Here is a 20,563-nt window from a genome sequence, read left to right as displayed (position 1 = left end):
GAATAGGTCTAAAAATTAATTTAACAAGTAGTGTTTAGTTGAATTCCTACAAAAAATACACTACATTGTATGAGTAATCTATTAATTAATAGATTTTTATAAAACCAACAAACTTCTAAACACTCTTAAAACTATGAAGGCAAAAACACTTTTAGCCGTGTTTGTGTGGCTTACATGCTGTATGTATGTATCAGCACAAACGAACTACAACAAATTAGCCGAAAATTATCTAAGTAAAAAAGGAGAGGTTATCCTGTCTTTTAAAATTAAGGAAAAATCAACACTGAGATCGTATACCAAAGGATTATCTATTGTTCATTTTGATGAAGAAACTAACGTAGTAAAAGTAATGGCAAATCAAAAACAATACGATGCTTTTTTAACAAAGAAAATACAATTTTATGTAACTAAAGCGGATAATGAAATTGGAGAAAGAAAAATGCTTTCCAGTGTTAAGGCCAAAGCAGCAACCTTCCCTCTAACAGCATATCCAACCTATGCAGCTTATGAGGGAATGATGAATAATTTTGCACAAGCGAATCCAAATTTATGTAAGGTTGTTAATATAGGAAGTACTACTGAAGGTGACAAGTCATTATTATTTGTAAAATTATCTGATAATGTCAATGCAAATGAGCAAGAACCCAGAGTAATGTACACTTCTTCTATGCATGGAGATGAAATAGCAGGATATCCAATGATGCTCAATCTTATTGATTTCTTACTACAAGCATATACCGATACTTCACATCCCAGACATGCAGAAATAAAAACATTATTAGATACTACTGAAGTATGGATAAACCCATTAGCGAATCCAGATGGAACATTTAGAAACAGTCCGGATAATTCTTCTGTAGCAAATGCAATTCGGGGGAATGCTAATAATGTTGATCTCAATAGAAATTATCCTGATCCGGAAGATGGTCCTCATCCTGATGGAAATAGTTATCAGACAGAAACCATAGCTTTTATGAATTTTGCAGATTCAAAACATTTTGTCTTATCGGCCAATTTTCATGGAGGAATTGAATTAATTAATTATCCATGGGATACTTATGCCGCCCCACATCCTGACAAAGATTATTTTTTGCATATTTCGGAAGAATATAGAGATCATTGTCAGGCTGATAGTCCGGCTGGTTATTTTGATGATCGCAATAATGGAATAACAAATGGATATAATTGGTATGAAGTACAAGGGGGAAGACAGGATTATCAGATTTATTTCAAAAAAGGGAGAGAGGTAACAGTAGAATTATCTACAAATAAAACACCTCCTGCCAGTCAGTTAGTCAATTTCTGGAATTACAATAAAGAAGCGCTTATCGCTTTTCTAAAACAAGTAACAAATGGAATTCATGGAACTGTAACGGATGTAGTCACCAATGAGCCGATTGCTGCAAAGGTAACTATTATAGGAAAAGAAGGTTTTGATTCCTGGGTTCCGACAGAACTTCCGGGAGGTGATTATTACAGGTTGATAAAAGCAGGTACGTACAGTATATTATATGAAGCTCCGTGCTATGAGTCGCTTACCGTAACAGGAGTTCAGGTTGCAGATGGAAGCAAAACGATCAAAAATGTGCAATTAACCCCTTTAAATGCAACAGCTCCTGATGGGATAACAGTTACTAATATCCAATCCTCAGCTGCTACCATTCAATGGAATGCTTCGTCAGATGCAACATATGACCTGCGTTATAGAAAAGAGGGGACGACGGTCTGGACAATTAAAAATAGTACTGTAGCAGAAATTACAATTACTAATTTACTACCAGAAACTTCTTATGAGGTTCAGGTACGAGTGAATTGCGAGGGAGGAATAAGTTCACCGTATAGTGCTTCTGTCATGTTTATGACTACATCAGTAGCTGCCTGTACAGGTATACATACTTTTCCTTACCAGGAAAGTTTCGAGAATGGATTGGGAGTATGGGAAAATAGCACAGGAGATGATATTGATTGGACAAGAGATTCAGGAGGAACCCCTTCGGCTTCCACGGGACCCTCTGCGGCGCAAGACGGAAATTATTATATGTATACAGAGGCCTCTGTGAATGTTACTCCTCCGGGGAGTCCTAATAAAGTAGCTTTATTGACAAGCCCATGTATAGACCTGTCAACATTAAATGGAGTTTCCTTAGAATTTGGATACCATATGTATGGAGGAGCTATTGGAGATTTGGAATTACTGGTTAGTACAGATGATGGAAGTACCTATTCTTCTCTATGGAGTAAAAATGGAAATCAGGGAAATTCCTGGAAACAAGCTAATATTGACTTAACTTCTTATGCAGGAAGCGTAATTAAAATTCAATTCAGAGGAAAAACAGGTGCCAATTGGCGAAGTGATATTGCGATAGATAATATTAATATAAAATCTGTTACTCCAGATATAACAGCTCCCAGCGTTCCTGCAAATTTATCATCTTCTGCCATTACACATGAATCAGTACAATTAAGCTGGCAGCCCTCTACAGATAATATTGGAGTGACAGGGTATACTATTTTCAAAAATGATGTAGCAGAAGCAACAACAACAAATGTAAATTACAGTATAACTGGTTTATCAGCAAATACTTCATATTCTTTTTATGTAAAAGCGATGGATGCAGCAGGTAATGTTTCAGAAAAAAGCAATACGATATCGGTTACTACCTCAGAACCTTCTTTGATTTATTGCGATGCGAAAGGAAACAATATTAATTATGAATTTATCGATTTAGTACAAATAGGAGGAATTTCTAATGCAACCGGAGCTAATGGAGGGTATGCTTATTTCGAAAATCAAATAGGAACCGTTACAACCGGAGCCAATACAATCGTTCTAAGTGCTGGTTTTACAGGGCGCTCATACAGAGAATACTGGAATGTTTGGATCGATTTTGATCAAAACGGAACATTTGACAACATAGAAGAGATTGTTTCTGCAAATGTATCAGATGGTACAAATCATTCATATAATTTTACCATACCGACCACGGCTTTATTAGGAAATACCAGAATGCGTGTTGCTATGAAATATAATGGACAGGCATCCGCATGCGAAACATTCGCATATGGAGAGGTCGAAGATTATCCGATCACTATTAATTCGGCATCATTAAGTAGTGCTGTAAAGGGAGGAAGTATCCCGGTTGATACAACAGCCGATATTACAATTTACCCGAATCCAATAACTAATAATACATTATATATAAAAACATCTCAGAAACTGGACAGAAATACATCTTATATAATATATAACTCAAGAGGAAAAATAATAAAAAGAGAAAAATTTACGAACTATAAAATTATACTCGAAGCATTCTCGGAAGGAATATACTTCTTAGAAATAACATCAAAAGGGAAAAAAATAATTAAACCCTTTATAATAAAGTAATACTAGTATAAAATTATTAATTAAAAACAGGCTATTTACCATTAATAGTCTGTTTTTGGTTATTAACCGTAGGAACAGTGTTATTTATCTAAAAAACAATAAATTATATATTGTTTTATTTATGGATTTTTTGTATATTTAAATATCACAAAAATCATACGTTTAGGTTCTTAGTTATTGGTACTCCATTTTTTAACATATTTATAGATAGAATAAAACCACGTACATACTAATTACTAATAAACCACATTATGAAAACCTTATTTCACTTCATTTTTTTAAAAGTTGAGATGTTATTTACGTACTCTTTAGATTGTAATTACTCTACATAGTACGATAATTTCTCTAAAATAAATATATCCAAATTACGTACATTTTGAGTCATTGATTTTGAGATGTGTAATTTCCCCAAATGATATATTATTACTTTACATAATACCCCCTCCAATATTTCGTATCCACATTAACAGGATCATTATCAGCTATTGTTTTGTATCATGTCAGCGCATGATATAACAAGGTTGTATAATACGTACGGTCAATTTTAAATACGCAAAAAAAAATATTTTTTGTGGGGACATAGTATTGCCTTCTAGTAAAGTTAAGGGAAAAAGATGTATGGCTATGTTGATGACTGATGACGAATGAGTAAAATTATTATAAGTACAAAATTTTAATCACCATGCCGAAATTTCTATTAACAAGCTTACATTATGAAGACATTATCATTAATTTTTATTGGAATACTATTATTATCATGTAGTAAAGGAGAAGAGAATGTATCAACCACAGAATTGATACAAATGGAGAATATAGAAAACAAATTAATAGTTGATATTATATATGTTCTACCATCAGGAGGGTTTTATACCAATGCAATGTATAAGTTAGATGAAGTCCAGTTTTTGAATTATTTAAACGAAGGGTATTTTCACAAGTATAATATTGAATTGATACAGGGCGAATCAAGAGATTTTATAAATGATGAATTGTTTAACCTCAGAGATAATAGGTATAAAGAAACAGAAGTGTTTTTAGATCAAACCGCTTCTTTTCATAAAAAAGGAAAGCTGAGTATTTTTATTATTAAAAGAGATAACATTCTTGCAATTGCTGGAATAGGAGGAGAGGACAGAGTATTGATAACAGATAAATTTTTGTATACCAATACTACAGCACATGAAATAGGTCATGCGTTAGGATTGTCCCATGTCAGTGAAATTGATAATATAATGAGTACCAAAAAGAATGAGCGTAGATTCTTTAAAGATATTCAGTTGGAGTTACTTAAAGGAAGAATTAATCAACTAAGTAGTTTTTAAAAACAGAAACAAACAGAAGGTTCTATTTTATAAATCATTATACCCTCTTTACTCTCTATGTATAAGTAGCACATAACATACAGTGAATTTTAAAAAACGCACATAGTTTTACTTTTATAGCTATTGGTGTCATCATAGCATCTTTTACACAAAGAACACCATGAGAAAGTAGCTATAAAGTAGCTGTCTATAAGCTTTAGTATACCATTAGGCAACATAAAATCTATAACCGTTCAATAAATTCTATATTAACGATGAGTATTTGTTTATAAAATAGACCTTTCTCGAATATCGATAAATTGATATCGATACACAGAATTACACTCTTTTATATTATAAACATGAATACTTGTTTACTAAAGAAACGTACACATATCAAATAGTGTAGAATACTTATCAAATGTCATAAAAATCCATATACACAAAAAGAAAACAGGTGTTATATCATACATATAACACCTGTTATTAAAAGATAAAGCATTGGGGTAATTAATTAATCCCTGATATTTTTATGATACAATAACAAATCGTTCTTGCATAGGGTTTCTTGGTGCTACCGTTGGTTTAGGGTGTGTAAACTTGATACTGTTAAATGCTATAGTACCCTCTCCTGTTTCCAGAGCAACAAATGTAAATTTTCTAGTTCCCGGAGCTCCTAATAAATGTGAACTAGACGGGAAATATTTATCTTCGATAAGCGCAATATGCGCTGGCAATTTTGTCAAGGCTTGTGTAAATCCTGTAGATGGATTATCTTCCAAAGTAATAGAAAAAGGTTCTCCTACTTTAGTGTGAATTGGAGGCAAAACAAAGGCTTTTTTTTCTTCCTGACTTAAAACAGTTGTAGACATATTATTTTGTGCTTTAAAAAGTTAATGAAAGTTTTAAAAAATTGTATAAATAAGTACCCAAGATATCTTATTACTAGTGTGGTATTTATTTATATTAAATGTATAAAAAATAGTTTGTAAAACCATGATATTTTTAATGTAATTTATTGATTTTCAATAATTAACATTGTAGTAATATAACTTCTCATTTATTAACTTACACAAAGTAAGGTTTTATATTACTTCCTGTTTATTTGATAAAATAAGGTCAGGTTTTGGTTCTATATTTAGAACCAATCCGGCCTACATAATAACTATAAACTGGAGTAGTTATATAGTCTGAAAGAATCTTATTTTTGCTATATCAATTCTCAAAAAACGAACGAACTAATATTTACGTAAATAAATAGTGAAAGTTTATCAAAATACTTTATTAATCGTTTTTGCTTTTTTTGCAGTATATATATGCTGGGGAGCAACCTATATATTAAATAAGGTAATTGTAGAAGAAATTCCACCATTTTATTTAGCAGCATTCCGTTTTATTACTGCGGGTATCTCTTTGTTGTTATTAGCAAAACTCATAGGAGTTTCTCTCGCTATAAGTAAGAAGCAGTTATTACATTGTACGGTGGCTGGTTTCTTATTTCTCACATATGGAAATGGTGTCCTGGTCTGGGCCTTAAAATATGTAGATAGTGGTTTGGCTGCTTTGGAGGTTGCTTCACAACCTTTGGTTGTTTTAATTTTGATGCGGATACTGTACCGTTCAAAAATAAAACCGATGTCATTAATTGGTATTGCAATGGGGATAATAGGTATGTATATTCTGGTAAGCCAGGACCGTTTGACTCAGCAGGAGGGAACATGGATCCCTATTTTTATGATTTTTACCTGTGTGATTAGCTGGAGCTACGGGAGTCTGTACGTCGCTAAGGTCGAATTACCTTCTAATTTCTTGATTAATACAGGATACCAAATGCTTCTAGGTGGAGGCGGATTATTGCTGACAAGCTTCTTTTTTGGAGAATCCTGGACCTCTCCCTTGATCTGGAAACAATCCATAGCCTGGGCGATGTTTGGTCTTATCACATTAGGAAGTATTATAGCCTTTACATCATTTAATTATTTGCTGAAAAATGTATCCGCAGAAAAAGTAGCAACCGCAGCCTATGTCAATCCCGTGATAGCATTATTTCTGGGGTGGTACTTTCTTAACGAACAAATCACTATGCAATCTTCTGTAGCAGCTTTTGTCTTATTAACAGGTGTATATTTTGTCAATAAAAGTAAATAAGCTATTCCGTTATAAATAATTATACCAGGAAGTAGATAAAAAATAAATATTAATTTCTCAGTAAACCTCGGAACACATATACTTGAAGTAATTGAATTGAAGGGTAAATGTTCATCCCATATTATCCTATAATTTCCTTTATATCCACTTCCATATATTCGGCAATTGCCTTTAATCTCTTGAAGTCTCTTTCTAAATCTTTCTTCTTTACAACATAATCACCGGCTTGAGGACTTATCCCCAAAGCTTTTGAAATACCATATACCGTCTTAGCTCCTTTACTCTTTTTAAGGAGCTTTTTTAGCTTCTTATTAATCATAGGATCAAATATACATATAAATTTTTATTAATCAAGTAAATTTTTATTAAAGAAATATTTGAATATTAAAAATATATATGTATATTCGTAGCATACAAATCAAAACATCAACTAAAATGAAACTCCTATTTGTAATTATGCTGTTTTTAGGTTTTTATGCGACTGCAGCTTCAGAAAATAATCGAGTATTAGATACAGAGAAACATGAGATGCTAGAACGAGAAAAAGGGAAGACGAAGAAGGAGAGTAGTTCTAAAAATTTTCATTCTGTAAAACGATGGAAAATGACGATAGAGCATACCAATGGAGATATTATCTCTAAAATAATCACCGTAAAGAAAAATTCTAATTTGAGTGCTATGCAAACAGCTTTTATGGAAGCTGAAAAACACTTAGAAAAATTGAGAAATGTTAAAACCTACAGCGTTTCTCCTGTATCGAGTAATTCATATGTATTACTTGCCGACCATTAAAATCACCTTTTTTTGCCCAAAGTTCGATTTTTAATTATCAGAACATATGTGATATGTTCTCAGTCTATATGGAATATAGATTAGTAAGGATTGAAAAGCCTTTATCTGTGGATAAGGGCTTTTATTTTGTATGTCCATTGTATTTCAGCACTAAAACATGTATGCCGTTGCTATTACATCTATGGTTGTTGGAAAGTTATAGATAGAAATTTATTTATCAGAAGACAATTGAGATAGAACTCGGGTAAGGCTACGAGGAGTGATTCCTAAATAATTGGCAATGTCAGCTTTGGATATTTTACTATCGAATAATGGAAAGTTACTTTGTAACCTTACAATATTGTCAAAAAGGCGATGTGATTGGTGAAAAGAATGCCTATCTGCTTTAAAACTAATTTTTTTAGTCAGGCTTTCGATAATGAGTCGATTAAATGCGCTATTGCGATCTAATAATTCTAAGAAAAGGGATTTAGGAATGCGATATACAGATGTATCTGTAATGGTAATAACAGCACATTTACTAACTGAATTATGGATCAATTCAATCTCTCCATATAACCCTCCAACACCAAAAAAATCCTGAATAAATTCAGTTCCATTCTCTAATAGCTGAACACATTTAGTTATGCCTTCTTTTTGGATAAAAACATTATGCTGCATCCTCCCGGCTTCTATAATATTTTTTTTTGGAGGGATTAAATCCAGACTAATTTCAGTATGTTCTTTCTGTAGTAAGGAGATATATGAAATGAGGTCTTGATTTTCTTGTAACATAGTGTTATCGGACAAATGTCCTTGTTGTAAAAAAGGTTGTATTGTTTTATTTGCAATCAAAAATAAATAAAAACCAAAAAGAATGACACGATTGAAACAGCAGATTGCATTTATTAAGGAAATTGATCAATTAAAATATATTACAAGAAAAACAAAATTATTTGCCAGTAACCGACATGAAAATGATGCAGAGCACAGCTGGCATTTGGCACTTATGACGTTAATACTGGCAGAGCATGCAAATGAAGAAATAGATGTGTTGAAAGTATTAAAAATGGTCTTGATACATGATCTGGTAGAAATTGATGCTGGTGATATTTTTTTATTCGATACTACAAAAAATCACAATAATACAGAAGAAGAATTACGAGCAGCAACTCGAATATTTTCAATATTGCCACGGGATCAGGCATTAGAATTAATAAGCTTATGGAAAGAATTTGAATACGGGCAAACTAAGGAAGCTGCATTTGCAAAAGCAATTGATCGATTGCAGCCAGTCTTACAAAATGAATCTAACGACGGAGGGAGTTGGGTAGAGTACTCGGTTCCTTATGATACCATCTATGCCAAAATTGAACATATGAATACAGGATCTACTACTTTGTGGAACTATGTAGAAGCACTTTTAAATACAATGAAGAAAAAAGAAATATTATGTCAATGATCTCACTAAAATAAAAGAGCGAATGAAAATGAAAGTAGTATTTTTACAACAATAAGAATATATCATATTTTGTATCCATATGTGGGAAAAATTATATAAATATAGATTTGAGAATTTCTTTTTTAGTCAGATTGCAATTTTATTTGGTTCCTTAGTCGTTCCTGCAGTGTTTTTTGAACTCGTATTATCTCCCATATTATTTTTAATTAATCTATCAGCCGGAATCATTTTAATTTCCAAAAGAAAAAAAACGATGTGGTTCTTCCTGATCCTACTTATCGTGACCGGGCTCGTTTTTGGATTTAATATGATAAAAAACCAAAATAGTCAAACGATCAATTTTGTCAGATTAGGAGCATATTTTCTTTTTTATATTGTAGTAACTATAGAAATGATCAAACAGGTATGGAATGCTGCTGTCATTAGTAAAAATGTGATTCTCGGTCTTATTAGCGGTTATATTTCCTTAGGTTTAATAGGTTTTTTTATCTGTTTATCCATAGAGATGGTGATACCAGGATCTTTTAATGATAATATTGCAGGAGAAATAGCTACAAAAACTCTTACAGAAAAAATGATGTATTACAGCTACATCACTTTATTAACTATTGGGTATGGAGATATTGTTCCTTTGACAGAACTGGCCAGAAAAGCAGCTATTTTAATAGGGTTAATGGGACAAATGTATTTGGTCGTCATTACTGCAATCGTAATGGGGAAATATGTAAATCAAATTTCCAAATAGTTTTTTCCCCTTTCTTAATTAAACCTTTGTTTATATCCAAGGTCTTACTCGTATAATAGACAAAAAAAGAGACCTCTATTTAAGAATCATTTTAATTAAGCTCTAAATAGTTGATATATAGTAAAATTGACTTAAATTTATTGAGAAAACTACCCCTGGTTTTTCGGTAAACGATTTGTAAGTTATAAATGTTTCAGCGCTGGAGCTTGATCAGGAGTAGTATTATCTCACCTAGTGAGTCAACCCATGTCTAACTAATATCAATAATTATGAGGAAAATAATTACGCTACTTACGCTTGCCTTTTTTTGTATAAGTGTCACTAATGCACAAAATGCCAGAGAGGCAGCTCAAAATTCAAAGCAAATACAGGAAGGGAAAAAAAATCTGGAAAGAGATATTCAGGAATTAGCAGCTTTTAAGGAAAAACACGAACAATTCAAAACGGCATATGGTGAAAAAGATGCTGCCAGTACAAATAAAGTAATGGGACGTATTATTTCTGATATGAAAAGAGAAGTAAAACAAAGTACGATTAAGGCAAAAAAAGCAAAAAAAGAAATAGCTCAAAGCAGTGCAGAAATACGTACAGAAAGACGAGAGATCCAAAGAGATAAAAAAGATGCGAGTAGAGGGAGATTCGATAGGAGAGATGATAAAAGAGATTTAGCAAGAGACAGAGCTAATTTAAAAGATGATCAACGGGACCGAAGAGATGATGTCAGAGATTTTAAAGAACAAATAGCTAGAACAGAAAGACAAAAACAGATTCTAACAAACTTACAATCGTATAAATTTACCTTTGACGATGCTGATTTTGAATCTGCAATGGTCAATAAAAATCTAGTTTTAGAGTTTATTGATTCCATGCAACAAGATATCGAGGCAACCAAGATAGAATTAGGAGAAGACCGTCAGGAGCGAAGAGAAGATAAAAGAGAACGTAGAGATGATCGCAATGAACGCAATGAACATGACCGTTATAAAAGACGAGGATAAGAAACATTCACTGCCCAGTACGGAATCAGTGGATATTATTAATGAATCAAGAAGCGTAAAATTCAGGATTCATAGTATTAATTAAGCTGTTAGTAAATATAATATACCAGATATCACAGAGCTCCTTTATGAAAATAGAGGAGTTTTTTTATGCTTTAGATCGTGGTCAGAAATAGTTTAATTTCTTATTAGGACACTTCACTATCTGATTTAGACACTTCACTAAAAAATACAATTTTCACAGCTGTGAACCATCATACATTTGTACTATAAATAATTCAAAAATAGCAAACTAAAACAGTGATTTACTATTGAGATTTATGAAATAGATAATGTGAATTTAAAATTTGAAACCATGAAAAAACTAGGAAAATTTTTAGGACTTGTTATAATGATAACTGCATTCGTAGGATGTTCATCAGTAAAAGTAACACACTCATGGAAAGATATAAAAACAGAAAACCTGAAAGGAAAAAATATTTTGGTGATGTGTAAGACAAAAGATGATATTGCCAGAATACAATTTGAGGATGATATTACTGATGAGTTGAATCAAAACGGATATACAGCCCATGTTAGTTATAAGACATTTCCAGACATAAGTACAGATAAAAATGATCTGACAACAGAGGAAATAGAAAATGTAAAAACAAAATTAAAGGGAGAAGGAGTAGATGTTGTAGTAATGACGGTATTAAAAGACATAAAAAAATATACAACCACTACAGCTTCAGGAAGTACAGGATATTATGTTAGCACGTATCCAGGTTTTTACAGAAGAGGATATTATAGAGGATTTTACAGTTATTATGGTTCCGTATATATAGATACTGCTCCCGTAATGTATACAACCTCTTCAGGAAAAAAATACATCCTGGAAACAGTGTTTTATGATCTAAAACAGCCAGAGAAAAATCAATTGATTTCAGTAATCACTACAGAATTAGATAATCCAGAAACTCTGGGAACTACTTCTACTGATTTTTCAAAAAAGATCGTAAAAGAACTATTAGATTAGTTTTATTGTTTTGTTAGCCCCGAAACTGTTAAGGAGCCTATCTCTTTAACAGTTTTTTTATTATTTGATTCTAGGTTTTTGACAATGAGAAAGAAAATCAATTAATCCCTAACAGAACCTTAGCATTAGATCATGATTAATACATCAGAAGTTTGAATAAATATGCTCCCAATGTTATAAATTAGTTTAATTTTGCTTTTAATAGAAAAATATATACTAAGGAAAATCGTACTCAATTTGTGGTTTAAAAAAGTTAAACAATCTGTCATTCTCAGTATTGCATTATCAGTAACATTACTAGTTAATCTATTAAGAATATTATCTTTATTTGGTTTAAATCCGTTTGGAAAATCTTTTAGTACACCTACTATACAAGGAGTTCTGATCCGTATTTTATTTTTCTTTGTTTTCTCTTATTTGATATTACAGTTTAATACGAACTGGAAACTCCGATATCAGTACCTTAATAGAATTGTAAGGGTTTTAGTGTTAATTGCTGGGAATATCGCTGTTTTGAGTATTATTATTTCTGTTTTTATACCGATATATCAATATATAACCAAGATTATATTATCTGATATAGAAAGAGGCTTTTTGTATTTTATCTATTGTATTGTTTTGTTGATTCTCATTTTTATTTCCAGAATTTTGAGATATCAGATTGTACACCAACAGGATTTAGTAGAAAAAGAATTGTTGAAAAGGCAAAGTTTGCAAAATGAATTATCAGCATTAAAGAACCAAATTAATCCGCATTTCCTGTTTAATTCTCTGAATTCGCTAAATTCTTTGATCAGGGATAACAAGGAGGCAACTACATTTGTCAATAAACTATCGTTTATGTATCGGTATATCCTGCAAAGCGGGCAGCAGGATTTGGTAACATTAAAAGAAGAATTAAAGTTTTTAGACAGTTATATCTATTTGATAAAAACGAGATATAGAAATCGTTTCAGTATTACTATTGATATTGATGCTATTTATTTACATATTGGGATTCCGTCTATGGTATTGCAGTTACTGGTAGAAAACGCTGTAAAGCATAATGAAATATCAGAAAATAATCCTCTTCATGTAAGTATTTATATCAAAGAAAACCACATTGTAGTAGAAAATAAAATACGTCCTAGAACCACATTTGTAGATAGTACCGGCCAGGGATTGGCCAATATAGATAAACGATATCTGTTACTAAAAGATCAACATATTAAGATTAGTGATGGAGATGATGTTTTTATGGTACAACTACCCTTAAAATAATAACGCATGAAAGTAGTCATTGTAGAAGATGAAATAGCAGCAAGTGAAAACTTAATTTATTTATTAGAAAGTATTGATGATGGTATAGAAGTCCTTCAGGTATTGGATTCTGTAGCAGCTGCAGTATCATATTTTTCAACTCCTACGGACGCAGAATTGATCTTTATGGATATTCATCTGGCAGATGGGATTTCTTTCGAGATATTTGATCAGGTGCAGTTGACAATTCCGGTAATCTTTACAACAGCTTATGACCAATACGCCATACAGGCGTTTAAGGTCAATAGTATAGATTATCTCTTAAAACCAATCAGTGAAGAGGAATTAGAAGAAGGAATCGACAAGTATAGAAATATGCAAGTAAAACAGCCCCCTTTGGATGATCACATACAGGGAATGTTAGAGTTGATTCAGGCTAAAAACAAAAGTTTTAAAAACACCTATTTGATTCAAAAAAGAGATGAACTCATTCCTCTAAAAGTGCAGGATATAGCATTTTTTTATATAGAGACAGGAATTGTAAAAGCAGTAACTTTTTCTAATCAAAGTCATATCGTTAATAAAAAACTCGAAGATGTAGAGAACGAAATAGACCCTACCATCTTTCACAGAGTAAACAGGCAGTTTATTGTTAATAGGGAAGCAATTGTCAATATTAAGTTTTATTTCAATGGTAAATTGATTATAAATACAAATCCTCCGTTTCAGGAAAGAATAGTTTCAAGTAAGGCCAAAGCAAATGAGGTAAAAAACTGGATGAATCTATAATGTGGTCTTTTCAGGAATTAGCATTGATTACAAAACTATGTTAAAAATTAACTTTTTTTTTAGAATTTATAGTTGCACATCATATTAATACAGTAATACATAATTTATATAAGTTTTAAATAGTTCTTTTTTGATCTGTAAGAAAAAAACGGATAAGAGCAGAAACCATCTTATATGAGATGAATTGAAAGAAATTCATAAGCTTTTCTTTACTACGGTTTTAAAGTATTCGTTTTTTAACCTTCCTTTTTTTCTGATTTTGTAGTGTATATAAAATTGTGAAAATTAGCACAATCAACAAGTAACCAACTTAGATTGTTTAATAAACCAATTTTAATTACACACAAATTTCTTATGGATTTAAAACCATTAGCTATTGGATCTGCTGTATACACAGATCTAAATTTAACGGATGATAGTTTGATTGATAAACTGAAAGACGCTTTGTACAAAAACCGAATTATCGTTATCAAAAATCAGGAACTTTCAGAAGAAGATTTTTGCAACTTAGCGTATAAGCTGGGAGAGCCAATTCCATACATTCAGGAAAATTATAATCATCCGGATCATGAATTAATCTTTGTTTCTTCTAATGTAAAACAAGGAAAAACTCAGAAAATCGGAGTTCCTAGAACAGGAGGTTATTGGCACTCAGACACAGCTTTTGAGCCAGATCCCAAAGCAATTACAATGCTTATGCCTAAGATATTACCTGTAAGTATTCCACGTACAACTCGATTTATAGATATGTCACAGGTGTATAATAAACTACCGAAGCATCTTCTGGATGAAATTGAAAATGCTGAGTTTATGCACAGTGGAAGGTATCGATACAAGGTAAGACCGGATGATGTAGGACTGGATGTTACAGAAATTCTGGAGATGATCGATTATATTCAGGAACCTGTCGCGCATCCTGCCGTATTGACTCATCCTTATACAGGAGAAAAAACAATTTATGGTACCAGAGGTTTTACTATTGGAATTAAAGACAGAGGAATGGATGACTCTGCCCGAATCTTGCAAGAAATTTTCGATTTTGCAGAGACAGAAGAATTTATAAAAGAAGTTCGTTGGGAAAAAGGAGATGTTATCATCTGGGATAATCGATTTTTGGCGCATTCTTCCGGGAGAAAAAAAGCACCAACTGAAAACATACATCAAGAGGTAACCAAAGAAGAGGAAACGATGATGTATCGCATTACTTTGAAAGACGGATATCCTTTATCAGAAGAGCATTCAAAAATAAAAGAAGAGGAAACTCAGGCTGTATAATTCATTCACTTATTAATTATTATCAAAAATGAGTAAACTCGTCGCACCCGATAATGTAATAGGAGTGGATCAAGATAGTATACCTATAGACCCTTCTTTTGTGGCAACCGTATTAAAACCCTATATGGAAACCACAACATATCTGAAATCTGCAGAAATTTTGAGTCATAAAAAGACAGCGGTTTCTAAAGATAATTCCGAAAATTTACTAGTAGCAAAAGGAGAATTCACAATTCCTAACAGCTGCTATATAGATGATACTGGGCATTTTAATGCTGTGGAATTTAATATTTGTTTTAATCAATTATCATATGTAATGTTTGCATATGCGTTTAAAAACAGATTGATGCATTCCATGTTCCAGCAATGGGATGATACAGGGCTTAGTTTTGAAACATTCATGAACAATCAATTATCATCCATGCTAATCGTGAAAATTGAAGGAAAGTTTATGAATGCCATCGACTCTGATCAATTTTGGGGAGAACTTATTCTCAGAGAGGTAACCCCCAGAAGTAAAGTAACTTTCTTCTATACCGATATCTTTTTTTATGATAAAAACGGAGGAAGATCCAAAGGATCAGTCGTTCTGGCATATAACCCTAATTTTAACCATGAATAGAAAAAAACAGCAGGCGATAAAGTCTGCAGAATCAGTCGCTGCTCTCAGAGCAGCGGCTTATAAAGAAAAAGATAAAAACCTGCGGTGTTCTGATGATTTGGCCAGTTGTTTTTTAAACACTCCCTATAGATTATTAACATCTATACGACCACATAGACTTCTAAAAAAGATACTGCACAAGATGTCTCCGGGAAGCTATCATTTTGCAATTACCAGAACCAAGCACTTTGATGAAATATTAAAAAAAGAAGCACTAAATGGTATTGAACAGTTGGTTATTTTAGGTGCTGGATATGATACCAGAGCGATTAGGTTTCAGGATCTATTAAAATCAGTTGATGTCTATGAAGTTGACTTTTATGCAACCCAAGAGAACAAGCGGAAAATCTTACACAAAAAAGTTAAAGACATTCCAGAGAATATTCATTTCATACCAGTAGACTTTAATAAAGATTCTTTTGAAGCAGCATTGGAATTTCACGGATTTGAAACCGATAAGAAGACATTATTTTTATGGGAAGGAGTTTCGTACTATTTGCCAGAGGCCGTAGTTAGACATATTTTATGCTTTGTTAGTTCTTGTAAAAACGGAAGTTCTATTGTATTTGATTATGCTTTGGAGAAATTTGTCAAAGGAGACTATTCTACCTTTGGAGGAGAGGAAATTGCAAAATGGCTAAAAAAGATTCAAGAACCATTTTTATTTGGGTTAGAACCAACACAAACAACTACTTTTTTGACAGAATGTAACCTAACGTTATGTTCTGATCTTAGTCCCGAAGAACTGGAACAGAAATACCTAAAAACCCAAAGTGGCGAAATAGCAGGAAAAACATTAGGGCATGTGCATATGGCACATGCTATTGTCTGATTATAAGAACGAATTGTATGAAACATATAGTAGAAAATGATGTGCTTAGGTTCCCTCATCCGGTATTAAAATCAACAAAATTAAGAAAAGGGAAAATTGTAGAAATTACTGTGTCCGGGAAAGTATTTGTTCTGTTTAGAGATAAAAACCAAACTCCCAGAGCAGTTCCGGCTGCTTGTCCGCATCGAGGAGCTAATTTGATTAAAGGAAAACTGAATAAGGAAAGAGAAATTGTTTGTGGATATCATGCATGGACAATAAATGGAGAAGGGCAGGGGTATAGTCCGTCAGTTCCCAAAAGAACATGTAAAGTGCACAGTCTAAAAACCTGGGAAAAACACGGGTTTATATGGATTGCAAATAAAGATGTACCGGATGAGGCATTTCCTGATTTTACAAACAAGGCGTTTAATCTCATTGGGAGCTTTACTCAGAAATTTAATGCCCCGCTAAAGGTGGTATTAGATAATTTTGGAGAGATCGAACACGCATTTCAGGTACACAAATTTATAGGTGCTTCAAAATCAAAATTAGACACTGTTACGTTTTCTGTTAAAATAGAAGAGGAACAAACCAGAGGATTTAGTTCCTGTGAATATAGAAAACAACCATTTTTCTTCAGGTGGAGTTATGGATTAAAGTCAGGAGACTACTATCATAATGACTGGGTTTTTCGTTTTAAACCATTACATGGATCGTATCATAATTATTGGACGGATAAACCGAATACAGTGGTGCGTTCTAATGAGTTTATTATTACCACTTTTATGACTCCGATAACAGCTACTAAAGTAGATCTTCACGTGTTTGTACAGATGAAAATTAAAAATCGAATTCTGAGACTGTTTTCTCCGATCATTCGATTTTTTACCTTATTAGTTACAAAATATGAAATCTGGGAAGATGCCAGAATAGCCAGATTTGCTCCGTTAAATCCAGAAGATGGGAACAATTGGAAGTTGACAAATCTCGACAAACAAATTTTTCATAACAGAAAGAAAACCGATACTATCTATTATGGAAAAAAAGAGTATACAGAAGCTATTTATGAATTTACAGAATAATCAATAAGATGTAAAGTAGTATACTAAACCATCTTTAGGACTGTACTAGTTTAGTATACTACTGCCTTTTTTAATATAAGTGATTATACAGCTACCTGAAAAATTATGAAATAAATCAGGAATAATTAATAATTATAAAGCTTGATTTTGTGATAAACCCGAAGCATTTGAGTCTCAATAATGGGTCAAAGTTTTATTTATACGATTATCTTTGTCCAAATTTTATTTATGAGCATATCATTTTCCAGTTTAGGAATCCAGGAATCACTACAAAAAGGATTGTCAGCACTTCGTATTTCACAGCCCACGGCTATTCAGGAAAAAGCAATTCCTGTAGTATTAGAAAAAACAAATGACATTGTTGGACTGGCAAAAACCGGAACAGGAAAAACACTAGCTTTTGGATTACCTCTATTACAGTTGATTAATACAGGTAAGTCAGAAATACAAGCTATCATCTTGGTGCCAACCAGAGAATTAGGGCAGCAAATTTATACGGAATTGAAAGCTCTAGAGTCATGTGTTCCGGATGTATCACTGGCAGTTATTTGCGGAGGAGTACCGATTAAACCACAAATAGAACTTCTTAAGGAAACAACACATATTGTTATTGCTACTCCGGGAAGACTGCTTGACTTACAAAAAAGGAAGGCAATTGATATTACCACTACAGCATATTTTGTGTTAGATGAAGCAGATGAAATGATAAGCGCTCAAAAAAAGGGAGTAGATCAAATTATAGAAATACTTCCCAAAAAAAGAAGAACGATTTTATTTACCGCTACGATGTCCGGAGCGATAAAGAATTTAGTACATAATTACATGGCTAAAGACGTTGTGGAAATTGCAGTGTCTATGGAGACTATCGGGCATCAGGGAATAGATCATCAGTATGTAGTGGTAGATCCCATAGAGAAACTGGAAGTTTTAATGCATTTTCTAACGAGTAGATATGGAGAACGAGGGATTATATTTTGTAAAACAAAAGCTGCAGTGAATAAGTTAGCTAAAAAACTAGCTATTCATCGTTTTTCTTCGGGAGCCTTACACGGTAGTCTATCTCAGCCCATTCGAGACAGGATCATGGGGCAATTTAGAGAAGGACATATTGATATATTAGTAGCTACTGACCTGGCTGCCAGGGGAATTGATGTTAAAGAAATTTCCTATGTGGTTCATTATCACCTACCAGATTATTATGAAACCTATGTGCACCGTAGTGGAAGAACGGCCAGAGCAGGAAGAAAAGGAACTTCATTAACAGTTCTTCTTAAAGAAGAAAAGGAGGAGATTCCTGATTTTGAAGAAGAACTAGGAATAACTTTTAATGAGATTCAAAAAGCAGATGCTCAGGGAATTGAGGAGAATAATGTGTTTTTATGGGCTAAGAAAATTTTTAAAACAAAACCTAATCGTGAACTCTCTTCAGAGTTTAAAGAAAAAGTACATACTGTATTTCATCATCTGACAAAAGAAGAACTTGTCGAAAAATTAATAGCATATACCTTTGATGAAGAAAAGGTTTCCTCTAAATAAATTCTGATTATATGAGTTTAGAACAACCTAATAACCCTTTACACGGGATTAAATTAATCGATATAGTAGAAACTTTGGTGGCTAAATATGGCTGGGAAACATTAGGAGATAAAATTCCAATTAATTGTTTCCGATCAAATCCATCTATCAAGTCGAGCCTAACTTTTTTACGAAGACATCAATGGGCTAGAGATAAAGTCGAAAAGTTGTATTTGAACAGTGTTAAGTGATTTATTTTGTGAATATTATGCGTATTGTTTAAAGAAAAAATTAAAGTAATGTAAGATATACAAACAATCCGATTCAATTCGAATCGGATTGTGTTTCCTTTTAATTTAAAATTTCCAGAATAGCTCTTTCTATAATTTCATCTTTCGTTCTGTCTTCCCAATTGAATAAAGCATGAATATCAGCAGGTACTCCATTTTCATATTGATTATCTTTAGTAAGATCTAGAGTTTGAGAAACAGAAAAACGATAACGCCATCCATTAGGTAATTGCCCTCCATTAGGAAGACCTAACCCACCACCTGTAGTATCACCAACTAGTAGTATGTTAGGCATTGCTTTGGTTGCTAATGCTGTGAATGACCCTGCACTATATGTTCCTCTATCAATTAACATCATTACTTTTTTAGTATACGTAATACCTCCTGGAGAGATATACATTTCTTCATCATCCGAAAAATCATTATGTCCCGGACCATTTTTTAGACGGGAGTAGCCTACCAGGGTCTTTTTTGTTACAAATCTACTCAGTAAAGAAGAAACATCACTAACAGCGCCCCCTCCATTTTCTCTCAGATCAATAATAAGCCCTTTGGTATTTCGATAGCGTTGTAAAATAAAATCCAAATTAGTATAATCTACAGTTCCGGTAAATGAAGGAAAACGAACATATCCAATTGTTCCGTCGGCGATAAAATCATGAATAAAAGGACCAGACCGGTAATAATTATCACTTAAATAATGCTCTTTTATAATTCGTTCATCATAATTATCCTGACCTAAATATTCTACACCAAACGAAGAGATATTAAAATTAGAAATCAAATTTGTGTGATCATCTTTTAATTCTGTCAACATTTCTCCCATTACTGTAAACAGGGCATCATCTGACATATTCGGATCAATTCGAGCAGCATATGTAGTATAAATGTTATCCCAATCTACTTGCTTTAAATCAAAATAAGCATATTTCTCGTTACACTCTCTCCATAAATAATCAAAATTATCTCTAGGATTCGTACTTGCCATATCTTCTTCGAAGATGGCATTTTCACAAGAACACAGTAAGGGCAAGCATACGATTAGTCTTAATATATTTTTCATGAGATCA

Annotated in this window: 20 protein-coding genes; 16 read left to right on the top strand and 4 right to left on the bottom strand. The window is 32.7% G+C overall.

Translation table 11 applies throughout. The features are described 5' to 3' along the window. Nucleotides 1-133 precede the first annotated feature (133 nt). Together ACFSTE_RS18295 and ACFSTE_RS18290 are read left to right on the top strand one after the other, a co-directional pair. Nucleotides 134-3,385 carry a M14 family zinc carboxypeptidase gene (locus ACFSTE_RS18295; protein WP_378298333.1) on the top strand — a complete coding sequence of 1,084 codons (3,252 nt, stop codon included), beginning with the start codon at nucleotides 134-136 and terminating at the stop codon, nucleotides 3,383-3,385. A 713-nt stretch (nucleotides 3,386-4,098) separates the two neighbouring features. Further along, on the top strand, nucleotides 4,099-4,707 hold the full coding sequence (locus ACFSTE_RS18290) for a matrixin family metalloprotease (RefSeq protein ID WP_176030222.1): 609 nt from the start codon (nucleotides 4,099-4,101) through the stop codon (nucleotides 4,705-4,707). A 509-nt stretch (nucleotides 4,708-5,216) separates the two neighbouring features. Here ACFSTE_RS18290 and ACFSTE_RS18285 read toward each other — a convergent pair. Next, nucleotides 5,217-5,558: a protease inhibitor I42 family protein gene (locus ACFSTE_RS18285; protein WP_378254904.1), complete on the bottom strand. Its 342-nt coding sequence runs from the start codon at nucleotides 5,556-5,558 to the stop codon at nucleotides 5,217-5,219. 388 nt (nucleotides 5,559-5,946) lie between these two features. Here ACFSTE_RS18285 and ACFSTE_RS18280 point away from each other — a divergent pair, with 388 nt between their 5' ends. Further along, complete coding sequence (locus ACFSTE_RS18280; RefSeq protein ID WP_378254902.1) at nucleotides 5,947-6,834, top strand: EamA family transporter; 888 nt, start codon at nucleotides 5,947-5,949, stop codon at nucleotides 6,832-6,834. 121 nt (nucleotides 6,835-6,955) lie between these two features. On the opposite strand, the gene ACFSTE_RS18275 is transcribed toward ACFSTE_RS18280, so the two are convergent. Then, the gene (locus ACFSTE_RS18275; protein WP_176030225.1) at nucleotides 6,956-7,153 is read right to left on the bottom strand and encodes a hypothetical protein; all 198 of its coding nucleotides are present in this window, start codon (nucleotides 7,151-7,153) and stop codon (nucleotides 6,956-6,958) included. Nucleotides 7,154-7,269: 116 nt separating this feature from the next. On the opposite strand from ACFSTE_RS18275, the gene ACFSTE_RS18270 reads away from it, so the two are divergent. Further along, nucleotides 7,270-7,626 carry a hypothetical protein gene (locus ACFSTE_RS18270; RefSeq protein WP_378254900.1) on the top strand — a complete coding sequence of 119 codons (357 nt, stop codon included), beginning with the start codon at nucleotides 7,270-7,272 and terminating at the stop codon, nucleotides 7,624-7,626. 210 nt (nucleotides 7,627-7,836) lie between these two features. Here the strand turns inward: ACFSTE_RS18270 and ACFSTE_RS18265 are convergent, their stop codons facing one another. Then, nucleotides 7,837-8,400 carry a Crp/Fnr family transcriptional regulator gene (locus tag ACFSTE_RS18265; RefSeq protein WP_378254898.1) on the bottom strand — a complete coding sequence of 188 codons (564 nt, stop codon included), beginning with the start codon at nucleotides 8,398-8,400 and terminating at the stop codon, nucleotides 7,837-7,839. Between the two features lie 82 nt (nucleotides 8,401-8,482). Between ACFSTE_RS18265 and ACFSTE_RS18260 the strand changes: the two genes are divergently transcribed. From ACFSTE_RS18260 to ACFSTE_RS18205, 12 genes are all read left to right on the top strand, one after another. Continuing rightward, nucleotides 8,483-9,067 carry an HD domain-containing protein gene (locus ACFSTE_RS18260; RefSeq protein WP_176030228.1) on the top strand — a complete coding sequence of 195 codons (585 nt, stop codon included), beginning with the start codon at nucleotides 8,483-8,485 and terminating at the stop codon, nucleotides 9,065-9,067. A 79-nt stretch (nucleotides 9,068-9,146) separates the two neighbouring features. After that, entirely contained in the window at nucleotides 9,147-9,812 is a 666-nt protein-coding gene (locus ACFSTE_RS18255; RefSeq protein WP_176030229.1) for a potassium channel family protein, read from the top strand. Nucleotides 9,813-10,081: 269 nt separating this feature from the next. Next, on the top strand, nucleotides 10,082-10,810 hold the full coding sequence (locus tag ACFSTE_RS18250; protein WP_378254895.1) for a hypothetical protein: 729 nt from the start codon (nucleotides 10,082-10,084) through the stop codon (nucleotides 10,808-10,810). A gap of 355 nt (nucleotides 10,811-11,165) precedes the next feature. Beyond that, nucleotides 11,166-11,828: a hypothetical protein gene (locus ACFSTE_RS18245; RefSeq protein WP_176030231.1), complete on the top strand. Its 663-nt coding sequence runs from the start codon at nucleotides 11,166-11,168 to the stop codon at nucleotides 11,826-11,828. Between the two features lie 237 nt (nucleotides 11,829-12,065). Next, the gene (locus ACFSTE_RS18240; RefSeq protein WP_378254893.1) at nucleotides 12,066-13,088 is read left to right on the top strand and encodes a sensor histidine kinase; all 1,023 of its coding nucleotides are present in this window, start codon (nucleotides 12,066-12,068) and stop codon (nucleotides 13,086-13,088) included. A gap of 6 nt (nucleotides 13,089-13,094) precedes the next feature. Continuing rightward, nucleotides 13,095-13,856 (top strand): LytR/AlgR family response regulator transcription factor, encoded by a 762-nt coding sequence (locus ACFSTE_RS18235; RefSeq protein ID WP_378254891.1) that lies wholly within the window; start codon nucleotides 13,095-13,097, stop codon nucleotides 13,854-13,856. Nucleotides 13,857-14,210: 354 nt separating this feature from the next. Beyond that, nucleotides 14,211-15,131, top strand: coding sequence for a TauD/TfdA dioxygenase family protein (locus ACFSTE_RS18230; protein ID WP_176030234.1), 921 nt, complete (start codon nucleotides 14,211-14,213; stop codon nucleotides 15,129-15,131). A gap of 28 nt (nucleotides 15,132-15,159) precedes the next feature. After that, complete coding sequence (locus ACFSTE_RS18225; protein WP_378254889.1) at nucleotides 15,160-15,753, top strand: FcoT family thioesterase; 594 nt, start codon at nucleotides 15,160-15,162, stop codon at nucleotides 15,751-15,753. Beyond that, a complete protein-coding gene (locus ACFSTE_RS18220) occupies nucleotides 15,746-16,624 on the top strand; it encodes a class I SAM-dependent methyltransferase (protein ID WP_378298331.1) in 879 nt (292 codons plus the stop codon). Before ACFSTE_RS18225 ends, ACFSTE_RS18220 begins: the two co-directional genes overlap by 8 nt. Nucleotides 16,625-16,641: 17 nt before the next feature. Then, nucleotides 16,642-17,688, top strand: a complete 1,047-nt coding sequence (locus tag ACFSTE_RS18215) for a Rieske 2Fe-2S domain-containing protein (RefSeq protein ID WP_378254885.1) — start codon at nucleotides 16,642-16,644, stop codon at nucleotides 17,686-17,688. 228 nt (nucleotides 17,689-17,916) lie between these two features. Continuing rightward, nucleotides 17,917-19,224, top strand: coding sequence for a DEAD/DEAH box helicase (locus ACFSTE_RS18210; RefSeq protein ID WP_378254883.1), 1,308 nt, complete (start codon nucleotides 17,917-17,919; stop codon nucleotides 19,222-19,224). Nucleotides 19,225-19,235: 11 nt separating this feature from the next. Next, nucleotides 19,236-19,454, top strand: a complete 219-nt coding sequence (locus tag ACFSTE_RS18205; protein WP_176030239.1) for a VF530 family protein — start codon at nucleotides 19,236-19,238, stop codon at nucleotides 19,452-19,454. 100 nt (nucleotides 19,455-19,554) lie between these two features. Here ACFSTE_RS18205 and ACFSTE_RS18200 read toward each other — a convergent pair whose 3' ends face one another. Further along, nucleotides 19,555-20,556 carry a S41 family peptidase gene (locus tag ACFSTE_RS18200; protein ID WP_378254880.1) on the bottom strand — a complete coding sequence of 334 codons (1,002 nt, stop codon included), beginning with the start codon at nucleotides 20,554-20,556 and terminating at the stop codon, nucleotides 19,555-19,557. Nucleotides 20,557-20,563: the final 7 nt, after the last annotated feature.

Origin of the sequence: Aquimarina hainanensis, assembly GCF_042684685.1 — a bacterium.
GTDB classification, from domain to species: Bacteria; Bacteroidota; Bacteroidia; order Flavobacteriales; family Flavobacteriaceae; genus Aquimarina; species Aquimarina hainanensis.
This window is presented reverse-complemented; position numbering and strand designations above follow the sequence as displayed.